Origin of the sequence: Hyphomicrobium sp. NDB2Meth4 (assembly GCF_900117445.1) — a bacterium.
Taxonomy (GTDB): domain Bacteria; phylum Pseudomonadota; class Alphaproteobacteria; order Rhizobiales; family Hyphomicrobiaceae; genus Hyphomicrobium_A.
Map to the genome: position 1 here is coordinate 853,435 of NZ_FPEJ01000001.1, position 15,169 is coordinate 868,603.

A 15,169-nucleotide genomic window follows, 5' to 3' on the forward strand; every position below is an offset into this window, starting at 1 on the left:
GCTGCCACGCGGGCACTATTGGGAAAAGCCTATAGCCGGCGTCGACGTGCTGCCGGTCTCGACAGGTCCGCCGAGGCCAAATGCAGGCTGATACGCATTCTGCGCGCTTTCGCTGGCGGGGAGCGACTGCGGCGCGACATTCGCGAATTGACGCGTCTTCGGTCCAGGTGCGGCAATGCGCTCTTCTGCGATCTGCTGCTCGTACGGCTTGGGTGTGAAGGGCGTGTAGTTCGGGCGTTGGAAGTGCGGGCAGCGCCCGTCCGGCCGGATCGCCGATGCGTCAGCCGGCATCTTCACGTTGACGATGTAGCGCCGCTCGCACACGGCAACCGTCGGCGGGATGCGGTACTTCTCGAAGAAGTCATAACCCTGCTTCATCGTCTTCCAGAACGGCATGTTCGGGTTGCCCTCGAAACGCGCCATGTTCACTTGCGTCATCCGGAACGGGAACGCGTGCACTTCGAATGCGTCCTGTCCGCCGCGCAGCGACTCGCGCGCCAGCAGGTAGATCTCTTCCATCAATGCATCGGTCATCGCGTAGCAGCCCACCGACTTGCACTTGCCGTGCACCATCAGCGCATCGCCCGTGCGCTGCAGGGCGCGGTCGTAAGCGTTCGGATAGCCGAGATTGAACGCGAGGTAATACTGCGAGTTCGGGTTCATCTGCGCCGCGGAGACGCGATAGAAGCCCTCCGGCGCCTGGTGGTCGCCATACGCTGTCTTGGGGCCCAGGTTTCCCGACCAATTGCAGATCGGATAGGTCTTGAAGTGATAGAAGCGCCCGTCATCGCGCTGCTTCCACACCTCGAGCTCGGACTCTTCCTTGAAGATGCGCACGAAGATCGGCGCGCCCGTATCCATGCCCTTCCGGCCCAGCATGGACATCGTCTCGCGGCTGAGCGGCTGTTCGGCGGCAGTAAGCGTCGGCGCGCCCGAGCCGCAAGCGGCCAGCGCGACAGCGGTGGCGACAAGCGCCAGCGCGGCTAGAATTCGGGCTCTAATCTCAGAGCCAAGGATGATCATACGCATACGCAGTGCCCCTGGCGCACGGTGATCACCATCGATCCCCAAACCTTAACAAATCGTTAGCGTTACGGAATCCCTAACGCGCTTGTTGTACGTAGCGCTAGTGTAGGGACGCCTCACAGGTAGACGCCAGATTGGACGGGAATTTGACACTTCCCGTCGCCGAACCTGAGGAGATGACCGCTAACCCATTAAATGGATTGGCCAATTTCCATGAAGCGCGCGTGCCGCTGACGGCGGATCTCGACCGGCGTCTTGCCTTCGAACTCCGATAGGGCGCGCGCGATCGCATCCCCTGTCGCCTTCATAATTGATTCTCGATCACGATGGGCGCCGCCCACGGGCTCGGTGATGATGACGTCGATCACCCCGAGCTGGTCGAGATCCTGGGCGGTGATCTTCATGTTCGTGGCGGCATCGATGGCCTTGGCCGAGTCCCGCCACAGGATCGACGCAGCAGCTTCCGGAGAGGCCACCGTATAGATCGCGTGCTCCAGCATCAGGATCCGGTTGGCCGTGGCAATGGCAATAGCGCCGCCCGAGCCCCCCTCGCCGATAACCACGGAGATCAGCGGCACCCCGATAGAAAGGCAGCAGTCGGTTGACCGGGCGATGGCCTCGGCCTGGCCGCGCTCCTCGGCCCCCACGCCCGGATAAGCGCCAGCGGTGTCGATGAGAGTAATAACGGGCAGGTTAAAGCGCTCGGCCATCTGCATCAGTCGTACGGCCTTGCGATAGCCCTCGGGCTTGGCCATGCCGAAGTTGTGGCGGATGCGGCTTTCGGTGTCTGAGCCTTTTTCGTGCCCCATCACGATCACCGAGCGCCCGCGGAATCGGCCGAGGCCGCCCACGATGGCCTCGTCCTCGGCGAAATAGCGATCACCGGCGAGCGGCGTAAAATCTTCGATCAGCGACTTCACGAAGTCGAGCGCGTGCGGCCGGTCAGGATGACGTGCAACTTGGGTCTTCTGCCATGGCGTAAGCTTGGAATAGGTGTCGATGAGTGCCGCGCGGGCCTTCTGCTCCAGCTTCTTGATCTCATCCGCAATGGAAACGGGCTGGTCTTCGCCCTCGAGCGCGCGCAATTCTGCGACCTTGCTTTCCAGCTCGGCGATTGGCTTCTCGAAGTCGAGGTAGGTGCGGATGGGGGAGCGATCCAAGCGGTCCTCTCGGCGGTAAACTCTGGGGTTGGCGGACATTCGCGCCAGCTTTTCTTTCCTGTCAAGGCACGGCCGCCGCGGGTCTTAACGTCCCCTGTCTCGGCGGCTCACGGCTTCTTGGCCAGCGGATGGTGCTGATGCACCAGCTTTTTCAGCCTCTCCTCAAGCACATGCGTGTAAATTTCGGTGGTCGAAATGTCGGCATGGCCAAGCAGCTGCTGCACCGATCTGAGGTCAGCGCCCCGGTCCAGCAGGTGGCTCGCGAACGCATGCCGCAGCACGTGCGGGCTTACCCGCTCTCCATCGAGGCCAGCCTCCTCGGCCAGCGCCTTGAGGTCCTGCGCCAGCCGCTGCCGCGTCAAATGTCCCTCGGCGCTCTTCGACGGGAACAGCCACTTGCTGGAAACCCGCCCCTCGCCCGAGATCGCGGCGAGGTAGCGCTCCAGGGCCGCCCGCGCCGACGCGTTGAGCGGCACCAGCCGCTCGCGCCCGCCCTTCCCCTTGATGGTGAGCACGCGCGCATCGCCGGCCAGCACCGCGCGGGGCAGCGACACCAGCTCGCTGACGCGCATGCCCGTCGCGTACAACATCTCGATCAGGCAATTGAGGCGCAGCGCGCGCACCTGATCGATCCCAGAGGCGCTTTCTGTTCGCTGCGCAGCCGTGGTGATCAGCTTGTCGACTTCGGCGACGCTGAGCGTCTTGGGAAGCGCCCGCTTCTTGCGCGGCCCCGAATGCCCATGCGTCGGATCGTTCTCGACATGTCCTTCAGCCAGCAGGAACTTGTAGAGCTGGCGCACGGCCGATAACGCGCGCGCACGGGACGCCGGGCTAAGTCCGGACTCCGATAGTCCAGCAAGCCAGCCGGACAAGTCCGCATTTGTTGCAGTCGTCAGCGCCATGCCTCGCGTGTCGAGGTGAGCGGCAAACTGGTCAAGGTCACGCCGGTACGCCTCCAGCGTATTCGCCGCTGCCCCGCGCTCGACGGCCTTCATTTCCAGGAACGCATAGATGTGCCGCTGTTCTGCGCTCATTTTCCCACCGACGCGCGATCCGCCATCCGCCCGCAATTTTCTCCACGTCGCACCGCCACTCAAGCTATCGAAACGCGCCACCATCACGATGACGGATAGATCGAGCTTCACGCCGCCGTCAGGCGGCAAGGCGCCAAGGGCGCCGGGCGCGAACGCCGGCTCTCAGCCTGTGCAACACCAAACGCACACAAAGCTTCTCTCAGCTTGAGTCGCTCAACACTCAGTTACTAATAGCCCTAGGCCAACTCGCGAACAGCGCCTCGAATCCGAGGCTCTGCGCATCGGCGTCGAGCCCGGCCCGGCGCAGCGCGCGGATTGAATCGCCGAGCGCGATCATGTGCGCGCCTTCCGAGCCATTTGGTCCCAGCGTTTTCATTGCCAGCAAGACAGTGCGCCCGAATTGCTGCTTCTTTGCCGCGTCTTGCAATTCGGTCAGCACACCGGTTTCCGGCAGGTAGCCGCCCGCCGGTTGCGGTGTTTTACTCGCAGCCTCCCACAACGGGAACGGCACGTTGAACTCCAAAGCATCGAGCACGGTCGCCAGGCGATGTAGCAGCGTCGCGTCCATCCGTCCGCGCACGGCGAGATCCTCGACATATTGAAGATCGGCTTCTCCGCTGCCTTTTGAACCCTCAGCAATGTCGATCAACGCCAGCCAGTGATTGAGGCTGCCCGCACCGCCATTCGCCGAGGCTCCAAACGCAGCCCACTGCCGAGCCTTGCCGAAGTTCTCAGATGCGAGCGCCGCTTCGATTCCTGTTTCCGCGTACCAGCTCAGCTCGGGCGCGGGGATGATGCTGTCTGACGCCGGTGCCACCATCCGTAGCGCCATGAGATAGAAGCCCGCACGATGCGCTTCATCGACGAACGACCGGATTAGTCGCACTTTCTTCTGCGGCGTCATCTCGTGCTCTGCGGCAACGAATAGCGCCGCACGCCGTTGAGGGCTGTCGGCGCCTTGTGCATCGGACACGACGGCCTCGCCGCCGCCTTGCGCACGATAGATGTCTGCAAGCTGTTGCGGTGTGATCGCATTGACGATGACCGCCGCCTCCGCCGCAGCCAGACGCTCAGCCGGCGCAGCGTTCCCGTCGAGTGCGAGCGCCGCCAGCAGTGCTGGTGTCGCCCTCGTGCGAAGTTCCTTGGCATCGACGCTACCGCCCGCCGCCTGCACCAGCCGATAGTCGATAAGCCCTGTGCGCCCTTCGCCTTTCGTGTGCGGCTTGACCCCCATCGACAGAGCATCGAGAGCGGCCAACCCAATGCCCTCTTTCACGCCCTCCTCGCGGGCCATCTCGGCGGCAAGCCCGGCTCCTGCAGCATCGCCCGCCGCGGCCGCGCAGTAACCCGAGATCAGCGCCGCATCGGCTCGGATTGGCTTTGGCAGCAGGCTGGGAGTAGCGCCACCCGCCTTCATCGCCTCGCACCCGCGATCCTTGTCGCCGAGCGCGATGGAATTACGCGCCGATAGGATCGCCACGAGGGGATCGTTGGCTGACTGGCTTGCGAGCAAGCGCGCTGCATCCTCAAGCAGTCCGGCGCGATAGAGGATCTCCAGCCGCAGCGCCAGGAACTGCTGATCGCTAACCCCGCCTTCCGGCGGCGGTAAGTTCGACGTGATCAGCCGCAGCCACAGCTTGTGCAGCGCGGGCGATCGCGGCGGCATGTCGATTTCCGAGATGAGCTGTTCCAGCCTCTTGACGTCGAGGCCCTGCCACAGCTCGTACGGCAGCCCCGAGCCGTCCTGCGCCATGACGGGCGTGAGGTCCCCGCGCTCCACCGCCGAGGCGCCGCTGTCACCCAGCGGTCGGATGATGTCGTCTCCCCCGCCCGGCGCCTCACGCGGGCGCTCTCGCGCCGGCGGGCTGCTCGTTCCGAACGGGTCCCAGTCTTGGGCTTGGGCGGCGGTTCCACTCGGCCCAACGGCCAGGAGCGCGACTGCGATAGCGAAAGCTACGGCGAATGGGCGGCGCTTTCGCATGGCAACAACCGGGTTACTCGGTACGCACTTTGACCCCGGGGACGGGCTTCGTGACGGTGCGCGTATGCGGTTCGAATTCGGTTGCCAGGATGTACAGTCCACCAGCGATGATCGCGCAGGTGGTGCCGACAATGAACAGAAACCGGAACAAGCTGGGCATTTGCTTTCCCGTCCCCCAGGACTTTGGTCACTCGGCAAGTTGGCGCCATTATGACTTGCACTCGTTTGCAATCCAAAGTAGGCGGCCAGAGCACCATGGGCAATTGTGGTCCGCGGTTTCTCGAAATTGGCCTGTGGGCGGTTGGACTTGACTTCCTTTGCCCCATCCGCTGATTCGGGCCATCTGAAAGAGACCGATAATGTCAGAAGCACAATCCTCGCAGGCCATCCGCTCCGCACTCGGGCAGCGGTCGGTCGTGCTCGTCGGTCTCATGGGCTGCGGCAAGTCAGCTATCGGGCGCCGCCTTGCCGCGCGCCTGTCGTTGCCCTTCGTCGATGCCGACGAGGAGATCGAGAAGGCTGCCGGCAAGACCATCGAGGACATTTTCTCGGAGCACGGTGAGCCTTACTTCCGCGAGGGCGAGCGTAAAGTTCTCGCACGCCTGCTCCGCTCAGGCCCCCAGGTGCTGGCGACCGGTGGTGGAGCTTTCATGAACGACGAAACCCGCGCCGGCGTCGCCGAGAACGGCGTATCGGTGTGGCTCAAGGCCGACCTGCCGCTGCTGGTGCGCCGTGTAGGCCGCCGCGGCAATCGTCCATTGCTCAAGGCGGGCGACCCCGAAGTCGTGCTGCAAGAGTTGATGGCCAAGCGCTATCCGGTCTACGCCGAGGCCAACATCACCGTTGAAAGCCGCGACGTTCCACATGAGGTCATCGTCGGGGAAATTGTCGACCGGCTGGGCGAGACCCTGGTCGATTCTTCTGAGGTCGCTCGATGAACGCGCCCGCCGCAACACTTGATGTCCGCACCGTTCGCGTCCCGCTCGGCGACCGAGCCTACGACGTTCTGATCGGCCCTGGCCTTCTCGGCCGCGCCGCTGCGCTGATCGGCGAGCGCCTGGGTGCCGCCCGATGCGCCATCGTCACCGACGAGAACGTCGCGAGCTTCCACCTCGCAACTCTCGAAACAGCGCTGAAAGCCGATGGCCGCCACGTCGGCTCGATCATCTTGCCGCCGGGCGAGAAGACCAAGAGCTTTCGCATTCTCGAGCCGCTCAGCGAGCGCCTGCTGGAGCTTGGCCTGGAGCGCGGCGATCTCGTCGTTGCGCTGGGCGGCGGCGTCATCGGCGACCTCGCCGGCTTCGCGGCCTCCATCCTGCGCCGCGGTGTCCGCTTCGTGCAGATCCCCACCTCGCTGCTCGCTCAGGTCGACAGCTCCGTCGGCGGCAAGACGGGCATCGACACGCCGCAGGGCAAGAACCTCATCGGCGCATTTCATCAGCCTGGCCTCGTGCTCGCCGATACCGACACGTTGAAGACTTTGCCCGAGCGCGAGCTGCGCGCCGGCTATGCCGAGGTCGCCAAGTACGGCCTTCTGGGCGACGCGCCGTTCTTCGCCTGGCTTGACCAGAACCACCGCGATGTGCTCGCTCTGCAGCACGAGCCGCTCACTAGGGCGGTCGAAACCAGCGTGCGGGCCAAGGCCGGCGTCGTCAGCCGCGATGAGACCGAGCAGGGCGAGCGCGCGTTGCTCAACCTGGGGCATACATTCGGCCACGCCTACGAAGCCTTCTGCGGCTACTCAGACCGCCTTCTGCACGGCGAGGCGATCGCCATCGGCATGTGCCAGGCGTTCCGCTTCTCCAAGGCGCTGGGCGTTTGCTCGGAGGCGGACGCACCGAAGCGCGTCGCCGCCCACTTTGCCGCCGTCGGCCTGCCGACGCGCATCGCCGACATCCCTGGCGAAAATCCCGACATCGATACGCTGATGAAGCTCATGGCCCAGGACAAAAAGGTCCGCCAAGGCAAGCTGACCTTCATCCTCGCGCACCGGATCGGCGAGGCATTCGTCGCCCGTGACATATCGGGCGATGATACAAGGGCCTTCCTGGCCTCCGAATACGGGGCATAGCGCCGCTAACGATCCGTCGCGCTGGCTGTGCTAAGAGTGCGGTACCGCTGACGCCAAAGGTGCGTCGGCAACTGCAACGGAGGCGCAGACCTAGGTTCGATGTCAGTCGAAACCATTCTCATCCTCGTGGCGGTCCCTGTCCTGATCGTGCTTTCCGCGATCTTCTCGGGTTCCGAAACCGCGCTCACCGCCGCGTCGCGGGCGCGCATGCACACGCTCGAGCTTGAAGGCAACGCGCGAGCCAAAAAGGTGAACGAGCTTCTTGCCGCGCCGGGGCGCATCATCGGCACGGTTCTGCTTGGCAACAATCTGGTCAACATCCTCGCTTCTGCACTGACGACCAGCCTGCTCATACGCCTGCTCGGCGATGTTGGCGTCGTCTATGCGACCGTTGTTATCACTGTGCTCGTTGTTGTCTTCGCGGAGGTGCTGCCTAAGACCTATGCCCTCGCATATCCTGATCGGCTATCGCTCGCCGTCGCGCCATTGATGCAGTGGCTGATCGTCGTGCTGCGTCCGCTGACCATGGGCGTCGAGTTCATCGTGCGCCTCATTCTCAAGCTGACACCCTCGCACGCCGACGACGAGGCAAACATTCTTGCTGCGCACGAGGAAATTCGCGGCACCATCGAGCTTCAGAAAAAAGAAGGTAGCGTGGCGCGTCACGACGCAGACATGCTCGGCGGTGTGCTCGATCTTCGCGACCTGCAGGTCTCGGATATCATGGTGCATCGAACCAAGATGGACACCATCGATGCCGACGAGCCGCCACAGAAAGTCATCGATGAGTTGCTGCGCAGCCAGTATACGCGCGTGCCCATCTGGAAGGACGAGCCCGAGAACATCGTTGGCGTCCTGCACGCAAAGGACTTGTTCGCAGCGCTAGGCCGCTCCAGCTGGGACGTGGCCAAGCTCGACATCATGAGCTTCGCCGTCGAGCCCTGGTTCGTTCCCGACACCACGCCGCTCAAGGATCAGCTCAACGCGTTTTTGAAGCGCAAAGCGCAGATGGCGCTCGTCGTCGACGAGTATGGTGAAGTGCAGGGCCTCATCACGCTCGAAGATATTCTCGAAGAGATCGTTGGCCAGATTGCCGATGAGCACGATACGCACGAAGCAGCGATCCGCGTCCAAGCGGATGGCACTGTGAACGTCGACGGCACGGTGGCCGTTCGAGATCTCAATCGGCAAATGGGATGGGACTTGCCGGATGAGGAGGCAACGACGATTGCCGGTCTTGTCATCCACGAGGCGCAGAACATTCCCGAGCCCGGCCAAGTGTTCACGTTCTATGGGCGTAGGTTCGAGATTCTGCGCAAGGCGCGCAACAAAATCACTGCTCTGCGCATAAGCACTGCGGCAACTCCCGCTTCACGCAGCAGCGGCTTGCGTGAGCACGGATCGCCGCACGGCAAGGCTCCAGGCCATTCAGATTAGGTTCAGGTGCGGACCGCAAATCTGCGTGCGGGTCACACGAAATGATCCGAGCACCGTTGCCGCCCGCATCACAGAGTGTGGAGGCAGCGGCAGCAGAAAAAGGAGCTACTATGAAGAAACTTCTCCCCCTCGCCGCCGTCGCAGGTGCGCTCGTGTTCGCCGCTGTCGGTAGCGCACAGGCTGCCCCGGTCTCCGGCAACGTTCTTGGCAAGATGACGACCGTCAGCCAGGACAACAGTGTCGTCGAGAAGGCCCACTATCGCCATCATCGCAAGTGGTACAAGAAGCGCTACTACAAGAAGCACCGCCATCACCACCATCGTCGTTGGCACCGCTGGCACTAAGCGCCTCGGTCTAAGCACGATTGAGTGCTTTCATCTCGCCTTCGCAAACGCGGAGGCGAGATTTTCTATCTCCAGGTGGGCAAGCGCAGCGCGCAATGCTCGGGCACCAAGGGCGCCTGCGCCAAGGCGCGGATCTCACTTTGCGCGCCTCTCCCGCACACAAAGTCTCTCGTAAAATACGTCAGCTGACTTTTTCCCCCGGAGCCAGCGCCTTGATTGCCAGCGCATGCACCCCATCTCTGAACTCGTCCTGCAGCAGATGATTGACGATCCGGTGCCGCTCCACGCGCGACTTTCCCGAGAAGTCACTCGACACGATGAGAAGGCTGAAATGGCTCTCGCCCGTTCCAGGCGATCCGCCATGACCGGCGTGGAGGTGCGACTCATTGACCACGTCGAGACGCGTCGGGTGGAGCGAGGTCATCAGCTTTTCGTGCATGCGTGATTGCAGACTCATTTCGGGTTGCCTCGTCGAGCTGTCAGAAAAAAATAGTGCGTTGCCCTCATGGTCGATCTGCTTGTGCGGGACCACGGCGCAGATCATACTTCGCCTACAATGAAGCTGAACTCAAAATACTTCGACAGCATCCGCGTCGCATCCAAGCGTGAGCGCTCCGAGGCTCAGGCTTCGGCTGAGGAAAAGCGGAACCCGCGCTGCCAATGGAAGGGCTGCACCGCCCCGGGCAATCACCGCGCGCCTCGTGGCCGCGGCCAGGACGGCCAGTATTACCATTTTTGTATGGACCACGTGCGCCAGTACAATGCCTCGTACAACTACTTCGACGGCATGAAGGACAGCGAGGTCGAGGACTTCCAGAAGGGCGCCTCCACCGGTCACCGGCCGACCTGGAAGGTGGGCTCCAACCCAACTGGCACCGACCCGGCAATGGCAAGGGCCTCGACCGCGGCCAAATTCGCCTTCCGCACGCTTGATCCGCATGGCTTTTTCGCCAAGCGCGCCCGAGAGCGCGAGCAGTCGGGCGAGAACCAGCGCCAGCTCAAGCCGCTCGAGAAGAAGCACCTGCAGACGCTAAACCTTCCGCCCCAGGCCTCGCGTGAGGACATTAAGGCGCGGTTTAAGGAGTTGGTGAAGGTTTACCATCCCGATGCTAATGGCGGGGATGCACGCTCGGGTGAGAAGTTGCGTGAGATCATCCAAGCCTATAACTTTCTGAAGCAAGCGGGTCTCGCCTGAAATCCGGTACTGCTGCCGCACCGATTTCGCTGCCCGCACCACTCCGAGGACACTGCTAGATGCGAGTGCAGACCCAGTCGGGTGCCGAGGGCAAGCCGGCAAACCTTCCTGACATGAAGCTGTCGGTGCGCCAGGTTTTCGGCATCGACTCCGACCTCGAAGTCCCGGCCTACTCCAAGCCTGACGAGCACGTCCCGGATCTCGACCCGGACTACCTCTTCAACCGCGAGGTCACCCTCGCCATCCTCGCCGGCTTCAAGCACAACCGCCGCGTGATGGTTCAGGGCTATCACGGCACCGGCAAATCGACCCACATCGAGCAGGTGGCCGCGCGCCTCAACTGGCCGTGCATCCGCGTCAACCTCGATAGCCACGTCAGCCGCATCGATCTCGTCGGCAAGGACGCGATCGTGCTGAAAGACGGCAAGCAGGTGACGGAGTTCCGCGAAGGCATTCTGCCGTACGCCCTGCAGAGCAACACCGCGCTTGTCTTCGACGAGTACGACGCCGGTCGCCCCGACGTCATGTTCGTCATCCAGCGCGTGCTCGAGGTATCCGGCAAGCTGACGCTTCTCGACCAGTCGAAGGTGATCCGCCCTCACCCCGCATTCCGTCTCTTCGCGACCACGAACACCATCGGCCTCGGCGACACGTCGGGCCTCTATCACGGCACGCAGCAGATCAACCAGGGTCAGATGGACCGCTGGTCGATCGTCGCGACGCTGAATTATCTGCCGCACGACGACGAGGTGCGCATCATCCTGTCGAAGGTGAAGTCGTTCAACAAGACCGAGGCCAAGCGTAAGCAGGTGGCGAACATGGTTCGCGTGGCCGACTTGACGCGCAACGCGTTCGTCAATGGCGACCTCTCGACCGTGATGAGCCCTCGCACCGTCATCATGTGGGCGGAGAACGCCGAAGTCTTCAGCGATATCGGCTTCGCTTTCCGCGTCACCTTCCTCAACAAGTGCGACGAACTCGAGCGTCCGCTGGTCGCCGAGTTCTATCAGCGCTCGTTCGGCGAGGAGCTGCCCGAGAGCGCAGCCAACGTCGCGCTGAGCTAACCTCATGAGTAATGCGCCCAAGCGCAAGGAGGCACCGACCGAGCCGCTCAAGCGGGCCATCGGGCTTTGCTTGCGCGCGGTCGCTGGCGAGGGAGACATCGACGTCGGCTTCGCGCCCGGTGCGCCCGAATACACCTCAACGCGCGTGCAGCTTCCCGAGCCGTCACGAGTACCCTCGAAGCGTGAGATCGCAGTCATCCGTGGCTGGGCAGACAGCTTCGCGCTGACCGCAGGCTGCCACGACGTCAAAATTCATAACAAGCTGGCGCCGCATAGCGGCTCAGCGCGCCTCGTGTTCGAAGCCGCCGAACGTGCTCGCGTCGAAGCGCTCGGCGCGAACCGTATGCCGGGCATGGCGCAAAATCTCACTGCGCGCCTCGAAGACCAGTATTCGCACGGTCGCTACAAGGAAGCGCGGACCCCTGCCGACGCTCCGCTGGAGGATGCCGTCGCCCTTCTCATTCGCGAGCGCCTCACCGGCCTGCCACCACCCGAGACGGCCCAGGCACTCGTAGACGTATGGCGTCCAGCTATTGAGCAGCGCGGAGCGAACCTGCTCAAACGCATCGACACCCTCGCCGAGGACCAGGAGGCGTTCGGCCGTCTCGTTCGCGATCTGCTGCGCGCGCTCGACTTGGCCGAAGAGGGCGTCGAGACGGAGCGCGACGAGAGCGAGGAAGAGGAAAAAGACGAGAAGGACGGCAACGAGGGCGAAACGCAGTCCGAAGAGCTCGGCGACGAGTCGAGTGACCAGCAGCGTGAGGAGGGCGACGCCGAGGGCGAGCTTTCCGAGACGCAAGAGATGTCGGAATCGGCAAGCGACGAAGACCTCGATCAGATGCTCGATGATTTCGAGCAGTTCGAGACGCCCGAGCCGTGGCGCCCCAATAACTCGGTGCTCGATAACCCGGAGGCCTTTGGCTACAAGGTCTATACGCGCCAGTTCGACGAGGAGATCGCGGCCGAGGAGCTATCCGCGCCCGAGGAGCTTGAGCGCCTGCGTGCCTACCTCGACCGCGAGCTGCGGTCTTTATCGAGCGCTGTCGCTCGCCTCGCCAACCGCTTGCAGCGCCGTTTGCTTGCTCAACAGAACCGCGCCTGGGACTTCGACCTCGAGGAAGGCATGCTCGACGCCGCGCGCCTGACGCGCGTCATCATCGATCCCATGCACGCGCTCTCCTTCAAGCACGAGCGCGACACCGAATTCCGCGACACCGTCGTCACGCTGCTGCTCGACAACTCCGGCTCCATGCGTGGCCGCCCGATCATGGTCGCGGCCTGCTGCGCGGACATCCTTGCCCGCACGCTGGAGCGCTGCGGCGTGAAGGTGGAGATCCTCGGCTTCACGACGCGCGCATGGAAGGGCGGGCAGGCACGCGAGCAATGGCTCGCCGCAGGCAAGCCGCCGGGCCCTGGCCGCCTCAACGATCTGCGCCACATCATCTACAAGACCGCCGACGCACCGTGGCGTCGCGCCAAGCGTTCGCTGGCGCTGATGATGCGTGAAGGTCTGCTGAAGGAGAACATCGACGGCGAAGCGCTGGCCTGGGCCCATCGCCGCCTGTTGGCCCGTCCCGAGCAGCGTCGCATCCTGATGATGATTTCCGACGGTGCCCCGGTCGATGACTCCACCTTGTCGGTCAATTCGGGCAGCTATCTGGAGCAGCACCTGCGCCAGGTCATCGACGAGATCGAGACGCGCTCTCCCGTGGAACTGATCGCCATCGGCATCGGCCACGACGTCACGCGTTATTATCGCCGCGCCGTCACCATCACCGATCCCAGCGAACTGGCCGGTGCCATGACCGACAAGCTCGTCGAGTTGTTCGAAGAAAAAGGTCACGACGAGCGTCAGCGCCGCCTGCCGGGCCGGAGACATGTCAATTGAATTTGCGTGAGCGTTTGCGGACGTTGTCGACTTCTCACGGCGGCCGGCGGCTACGCCTGCCTGCTGTCATCGCGGTCATCGGTGCCGTTGGCGCTGTCGGTGCTGGCGTCGCGTTCGGCGCCAAGCCGTCGATGGTCGACCTCGTCACCGGTCCCATCACCGTCAACGCCAAGCCGCTCGCGGGCTTCGATCGCATCACCCGCGACAAAGCCAAATTCGGCAAGCTCACCTGGCGCGGCGGCCTCGTGCTGACATCGCCATCTGAATATTTCGGCGGCTGGTCGGGCCTCGTGCTCGATCCCGACGGCAAGGGTTTCTTCTCCATCTCCGACGCAGGCGCTTGGATGGATGGCAAGCTAACGTACGACGCCAAGGGCGCGCCCTCGGCCATGACCGATGTGCGCATGGGCGCGATCCAGTCGAAGGCTGGCGATCCGCTTTCGCGCAAGCGGGACAGCGACGCCGAAGGCCTGACCCTCGCCGAGGGCACGACGCAGAACGGCCGCGCTTTCATATCGTTCGAGCGCAAGCACCGCATCACCCGCTACGACATCAAGGACGGCGAACTCTCACCGGCCCGCGGCAAAGTCTCCTTGCCCAAGTCCAGCCGCGACATGCCCGCGAACGGCGGATTTGAAGCCATCGCGGTTCTCCGCGGCGGCGCCAACGAAGGCAAGCTCGTCGCCTTCTCAGAGCGCATGCGTGACGACGAAGGGCGCTACGTCGGCTGGATCTGGATGGGGAAGGAGCGTCCGCGCAAATTCTTCATGACCAACGACGGCGACTACGACATCACCGATGCGGCGGCTCTTCTTGATGGATCGCTGCTTGTGCTCGAACGCCGCTTCAGATTCAGCGAAGGCGTGAGCATGCGCCTGCGCCACATCAAAGCCGCCCAGCTGCGTCCTGGCAAAGTGATCGATGCGGACATTCTCGTTGCCGCCGACGGTGCTCGCGAGATCGACAACATGGAAGGTCTCGCCACCCACGTTGCGCCCAATGGCGACACCATCATCACCATGATCTCGGACGACAACTACAATCACACTCTGCAGCGCACCCTGCTGCTGCAGTTCTCGATCGCGCCGGGCGACCTCGCCGCAATGCAAGGCGGCTCCAAAGCCGACGGTCACTAGCCGCCCCGGTTACCGACGCTGGTGCCGCCATCAGGCGGGCCAAGCCCCACGCCACCCGCGTCACAAACGAAAAAAGCCGCCGTAAGGCGGCCAGGGCCCAAGGGGCCCCGCGCTGAGGCGCGGCTCTAGGGGCGCGCGACCTCCGCCGCACACCAAGCTTCGCGCCACTTGCGTCACAAACGAAAAAAGCCGCCGTAAGGCGGCCAGGGCCCAAGGGGCCCCGCGCTGAGGCGCGGCTCTAGGGGCGCGCGACCTCCGCCGCACACCAAGCTTCGCGCCACTTGCGTCGCTAATCTAATTAAGCCGCCGGTGTAGCCGACTTGGCGACCTTCTGGATCTCGCGCTTCAGCTTCAGCACGCGATCGGACAGGTCGTCATTGCCAGCCTTGAGCAGGAACGCATCAAGACCACCGCGCTTCTCGACCGACTTCAGCGCATGCGCGGAAACGCGCAGGCGGAACTTGCGGCCGAGCGAGTCGCTGATCAGCGTCACTTCGCACAGGTTGGGGCGGAACTTCCGCTTCGTCTTATTCTCGGCGTGGCTCCTCAGCTGCCCGGAAAGGGGCAGTTTGCCGGTCAGCTCGCAGCGCCTGGTCATCGTAAAGCTCCTTCGCCACCGCTTCCGTCGCGGTGGACGTCGTGCACGGATTGCGGGAAACAAAATGTCCCCGCCAGAGGACTGGGGGGATTTGGCGCTGTCTATGCCCGAGGCCCTACATTTCGTCAAGGCGCTGCCGCGCCGGGTAGGCCACTTAACTGCGCCTGGGGCCACAGATTCGACGTAAAATCATACTCATCTGCCGCCAGCGAGTGCACGTCCTATGGGGCATCAC

15 protein-coding genes are annotated in these 15,169 nt (G+C 63.5%); 8 read left to right on the top strand and 7 right to left on the bottom strand.

All coding sequences use genetic code 11. From position 1 onward, the window contains the following. Positions 1 to 15 precede the first annotated feature (15 nt). From NDB2M4_RS04105 to NDB2M4_RS20145, 5 genes are all read right to left on the bottom strand, one after another. Entirely contained in the window at positions 16 to 1,029 is a 1,014-nt protein-coding gene (locus NDB2M4_RS04105) for a L,D-transpeptidase family protein (RefSeq protein WP_210186505.1), read from the bottom strand. Positions 1,030 to 1,217: 188 nt separating this feature from the next. Then, on the bottom strand, positions 1,218 to 2,186 hold the full coding sequence (locus NDB2M4_RS04110) for an acetyl-CoA carboxylase carboxyltransferase subunit alpha (RefSeq protein WP_244536035.1): 969 nt from the start codon (positions 2,184 to 2,186) through the stop codon (positions 1,218 to 1,220). A gap of 107 nt (positions 2,187 to 2,293) precedes the next feature. Beyond that, on the bottom strand, positions 2,294 to 3,220 hold the full coding sequence (locus tag NDB2M4_RS04115) for a site-specific tyrosine recombinase XerD (RefSeq protein ID WP_072371789.1): 927 nt from the start codon (positions 3,218 to 3,220) through the stop codon (positions 2,294 to 2,296). A 220-nt stretch (positions 3,221 to 3,440) separates the two neighbouring features. Further along, a complete protein-coding gene (locus NDB2M4_RS04120) occupies positions 3,441 to 5,201 on the bottom strand; it encodes a hypothetical protein (RefSeq protein WP_072370464.1) in 1,761 nt (586 codons plus the stop codon). A gap of 13 nt (positions 5,202 to 5,214) precedes the next feature. Further along, positions 5,215 to 5,361 carry a hypothetical protein gene (locus NDB2M4_RS20145; RefSeq protein ID WP_171988015.1) on the bottom strand — a complete coding sequence of 49 codons (147 nt, stop codon included), beginning with the start codon at positions 5,359 to 5,361 and terminating at the stop codon, positions 5,215 to 5,217. A gap of 199 nt (positions 5,362 to 5,560) precedes the next feature. Here NDB2M4_RS20145 and NDB2M4_RS04125 point away from each other — a divergent pair, with 199 nt between their 5' ends. The 4 genes from NDB2M4_RS04125 to NDB2M4_RS04140 all read left to right on the top strand — a co-directional run bounded on the left by NDB2M4_RS04125 (position 5,561) and on the right by NDB2M4_RS04140 (position 9,053). Continuing rightward, complete coding sequence (locus tag NDB2M4_RS04125) at positions 5,561 to 6,139, top strand: shikimate kinase (protein WP_072370467.1); 579 nt, start codon at positions 5,561 to 5,563, stop codon at positions 6,137 to 6,139. Continuing rightward, positions 6,136 to 7,272 (top strand): 3-dehydroquinate synthase, encoded by a 1,137-nt coding sequence (aroB, locus tag NDB2M4_RS04130; protein WP_072370469.1) that lies wholly within the window; start codon positions 6,136 to 6,138, stop codon positions 7,270 to 7,272. The genes NDB2M4_RS04125 and aroB overlap by 4 nt, the downstream gene beginning before the upstream one ends. A 99-nt stretch (positions 7,273 to 7,371) precedes the next feature. Further along, on the top strand, positions 7,372 to 8,709 hold the full coding sequence (locus NDB2M4_RS04135; RefSeq protein ID WP_072370472.1) for an HlyC/CorC family transporter: 1,338 nt from the start codon (positions 7,372 to 7,374) through the stop codon (positions 8,707 to 8,709). Positions 8,710 to 8,819: 110 nt separating this feature from the next. Then, positions 8,820 to 9,053 (top strand): hypothetical protein, encoded by a 234-nt coding sequence (locus NDB2M4_RS04140; RefSeq protein WP_072370475.1) that lies wholly within the window; start codon positions 8,820 to 8,822, stop codon positions 9,051 to 9,053. A 181-nt stretch (positions 9,054 to 9,234) separates the two neighbouring features. Here the strand turns inward: NDB2M4_RS04140 and NDB2M4_RS04145 are convergent, their stop codons facing one another. Beyond that, the gene (locus NDB2M4_RS04145; protein ID WP_072371792.1) at positions 9,235 to 9,510 is read right to left on the bottom strand and encodes a BolA family protein; all 276 of its coding nucleotides are present in this window, start codon (positions 9,508 to 9,510) and stop codon (positions 9,235 to 9,237) included. A 99-nt stretch (positions 9,511 to 9,609) separates the two neighbouring features. Between NDB2M4_RS04145 and NDB2M4_RS04150 the strand changes: the two genes are divergently transcribed. From NDB2M4_RS04150 to NDB2M4_RS04165, 4 genes are read left to right on the top strand one after another with little or no spacing between them, the layout of a single operon-like run. After that, positions 9,610 to 10,248: a J domain-containing protein gene (locus NDB2M4_RS04150; RefSeq protein WP_072370478.1), complete on the top strand. Its 639-nt coding sequence runs from the start codon at positions 9,610 to 9,612 to the stop codon at positions 10,246 to 10,248. A 59-nt stretch (positions 10,249 to 10,307) separates the two neighbouring features. Further along, complete coding sequence (cobS, locus tag NDB2M4_RS04155; RefSeq protein ID WP_072370480.1) at positions 10,308 to 11,312, top strand: cobaltochelatase subunit CobS; 1,005 nt, start codon at positions 10,308 to 10,310, stop codon at positions 11,310 to 11,312. A gap of 4 nt (positions 11,313 to 11,316) precedes the next feature. Continuing rightward, a complete protein-coding gene (gene cobT / locus NDB2M4_RS04160) occupies positions 11,317 to 13,200 on the top strand; it encodes a cobaltochelatase subunit CobT (RefSeq protein WP_072370483.1) in 1,884 nt (627 codons plus the stop codon). Next, positions 13,197 to 14,336 (top strand): esterase-like activity of phytase family protein, encoded by a 1,140-nt coding sequence (locus tag NDB2M4_RS04165; protein ID WP_171988016.1) that lies wholly within the window; start codon positions 13,197 to 13,199, stop codon positions 14,334 to 14,336. The genes cobT and NDB2M4_RS04165 overlap by 4 nt, the downstream gene beginning before the upstream one ends. 298 nt (positions 14,337 to 14,634) lie before the next feature. Here NDB2M4_RS04165 and rpmB read toward each other — a convergent pair whose 3' ends face one another. Next, the gene (gene rpmB, locus NDB2M4_RS04170; RefSeq protein ID WP_072370486.1) at positions 14,635 to 14,934 is read right to left on the bottom strand and encodes a 50S ribosomal protein L28; all 300 of its coding nucleotides are present in this window, start codon (positions 14,932 to 14,934) and stop codon (positions 14,635 to 14,637) included. Positions 14,935 to 15,169: the final 235 nt, after the last annotated feature.

Coding starts and splice junctions, on each gene's coding strand:
- NDB2M4_RS04105 (WP_210186505.1), bottom strand. CDS start 1,029: ATGCGTATGATCATCCTTGGCTCTGAGATTAGAGCCCGAATTCTAGCC.
- NDB2M4_RS04115 (WP_072371789.1), bottom strand. CDS start 3,220: ATGAGCGCAGAACAGCGGCACATCTATGCGTTCCTGGAAATGAAGGCC.
- NDB2M4_RS04120 (WP_072370464.1), bottom strand. CDS start 5,201: ATGCGAAAGCGCCGCCCATTCGCCGTAGCTTTCGCTATCGCAGTCGCG.
- NDB2M4_RS20145 (WP_171988015.1), bottom strand. CDS start 5,361: ATGCCCAGCTTGTTCCGGTTTCTGTTCATTGTCGGCACCACCTGCGCG.
- NDB2M4_RS04125 (WP_072370467.1), top strand. CDS start 5,561: ATGTCAGAAGCACAATCCTCGCAGGCCATCCGCTCCGCACTCGGGCAG.
- aroB (WP_072370469.1), top strand. CDS start 6,136: ATGAACGCGCCCGCCGCAACACTTGATGTCCGCACCGTTCGCGTCCCG.
- NDB2M4_RS04135 (WP_072370472.1), top strand. CDS start 7,372: ATGTCAGTCGAAACCATTCTCATCCTCGTGGCGGTCCCTGTCCTGATC.
- NDB2M4_RS04140 (WP_072370475.1), top strand. CDS start 8,820: ATGAAGAAACTTCTCCCCCTCGCCGCCGTCGCAGGTGCGCTCGTGTTC.
- NDB2M4_RS04145 (WP_072371792.1), bottom strand. CDS start 9,510: ATGAGTCTGCAATCACGCATGCACGAAAAGCTGATGACCTCGCTCCAC.
- NDB2M4_RS04150 (WP_072370478.1), top strand. CDS start 9,610: ATGAAGCTGAACTCAAAATACTTCGACAGCATCCGCGTCGCATCCAAG.
- cobS (WP_072370480.1), top strand. CDS start 10,308: ATGCGAGTGCAGACCCAGTCGGGTGCCGAGGGCAAGCCGGCAAACCTT.
- cobT (WP_072370483.1), top strand. CDS start 11,317: ATGAGTAATGCGCCCAAGCGCAAGGAGGCACCGACCGAGCCGCTCAAG.
- rpmB (WP_072370486.1), bottom strand. CDS start 14,934: ATGACCAGGCGCTGCGAGCTGACCGGCAAACTGCCCCTTTCCGGGCAG.